This is a genomic window from uncultured Subdoligranulum sp. (assembly GCF_937890665.1).
The window spans coordinates 1-2,038 of the sequence record NZ_CALADU010000254.1 but is presented as its reverse complement, the minus strand read 5'-3'; the positions used below and the strand labels follow the sequence as shown (position 1 = coordinate 2,038).

Below are 2,038 nucleotides of genomic sequence, written 5' to 3'. Positions count from 1 at the left end.
GTGGAGGCAAAACTCCACCCTTGTGCTTTTCTAAATTTCTATTTGACGCTTACTTATAGTTCAACCCGGACAAACAAAAACAGCCACCGGACGCATTCTGTCCGGTGGCTGTGCACTCGTTCTATCTATTTTTGTTAAGGTTCCAAATCAGGGGGATATGTTATCCGACAATAAGAGTTCACATCACCATGCTGTTCATTTTTCTTTCGAAAATTCGCACATTAGCAACGATATGCCGTTTTTTGCGAAGTTGTCAACCGTCATCCCTTTACTATCCCCCTGACAACATTCGTTTGCCGTTTTCCTGGCGGCAGTTTTAGTCATTCCACCGTCACACTCTTTGCCAGGTTGCGCGGTTTGTCCACATCCAGTCCTTTTGCCACACTGACATAATACCCCAGCAGTTGCAATGGTACCACCGCCAGGCTGGCAGTAAAATGCGGGTCGGTTTTGGGGATATACACGGTGAAATCGACAGTATCTTCCACGCTGTAGTTGCCATAACTGGTAAGGCCCATCAGATACGCGCCACGGCTTTTGCATTCGACCATGTTACTGATTGTTTTCTCGAACAGCTCCGGTTGTGTCAGCACGCCGATAACCAAAGTTCCCTGCTCCACCAGGCTGATGGTGCCGTGTTTAAGCTCGCCCGCAGCATAGGCTTCCGAATGGATATAGCTGATCTCCTTCATCTTCAGACTGCCTTCTAGGCTGATGGCGTAATCAATACCACGACCGATAAAGAACACATCCTTGGCGTTGGCCTGTTTGGCGGCGAACCATTGCAGGCGTTCTTTGTCCTCCAGACATCTGGCAATTTTCTGAGGCAACATCTTGATTGCAGCCAGCATACCAGCAAAGGTTTCATCTCTGAGTTTGCCGCGTACCTTGGCGAACTGCATGGCAAGCAAGTAGCTAGCGACCAGCTGTGTGCTGTATGCCTTGGTGGTAGCCACTGCGATCTCTGGACCCGCCAGCGTGTAGAACACATAGTCAGCTTCACGCGCAATCGAGCTGCCCACCACATTGACAATGGCAAGCGTGCGTATGCCGTGGTCCTTGGCCTCCCGCAGGGCTGCCAGGCTGTCCGCCGTCTCGCCACTCTGACTGACAACGATGACAAGCGTATCCTTGGTCAACAGCGGTTTACGGTAACGGAACTCAGACGCCAGTTCGGTACGCACCGGGATACCAGCCAGATCTTCAAACACATACTGTGCCACTGCCCCTACATGGTAGGCACTGCCGCAGGCCACCACCGTGATTTGCTGAATGCTGCGAATAACCTCATCCGTCAGCCCTGCCTCAGAAAAATCGATTCTGTCTTCTTTCACTACCGAATTGATGGTATCCGAGACCGCTTTCGGCTGCTCATGGATCTCCTTCATCATAAAATGCTCGAACCCGCCCTTCTCAGCGGCTTCAGCATCCCAATCGATCTGTATCAGTTGCTTTTCGATGATATCGCCATCCAGATTATAGAAGGTTACCCTCCCTTTTTCCAGACAGGCCATCTCGTGGTTGCCAATGTAATATACCCAACGGGTGTATTTGAGAATGGCGGGGACATCCGATGCCATATAGGTTTCCTCGTCCTGCACGCCGATGATCATCGGGCTATCCTTGCGCGCCACCCAAATCTGTTCCGGGTAATCTTTGAACAGCAGCGCCAATGCGTAGGAGCCGCGGATGCGCACCATTGCCTTCGCAATTGCATCCACCGGCCCGATGTTGTACTTTTTATAGTAGTAATCTACCAGCTTAACGGCAACTTCGGAATGTATAACCTTTCCGGGTCAGTTTGTCACGCAGTTCCGTATAGTTCTCGATGATACCGTTATGTACACCGATCACGTTGCCATCATCGCTGCGATGGGGGTGGGCATTGGTTTCGGACGGTTCCCCGTGGGTAGCCCAGCGGGTATGTCCGATGCCGCAGGTACCTTCCAGGGCCTGACCGCCGTTGGTCTTTTCTGCCAGCACACGTAAACGGCCGGTTGCTTTGACGATAACCGCTTCTTTATTGCCTTCCCGAACT

At 51.6% G+C, this 2,038-nt stretch carries 1 pseudogene; it reads right to left on the bottom strand.

Annotation, left to right across the window (positions count from 1 at the left end):
• Positions 1 to 320: 320 nt before the first annotated feature.
• Positions 321 to 2,038 (bottom strand): annotated as a pseudogene (glmS, locus tag Q0526_RS14225) (glutamine--fructose-6-phosphate transaminase (isomerizing)); the annotation flags it as partial.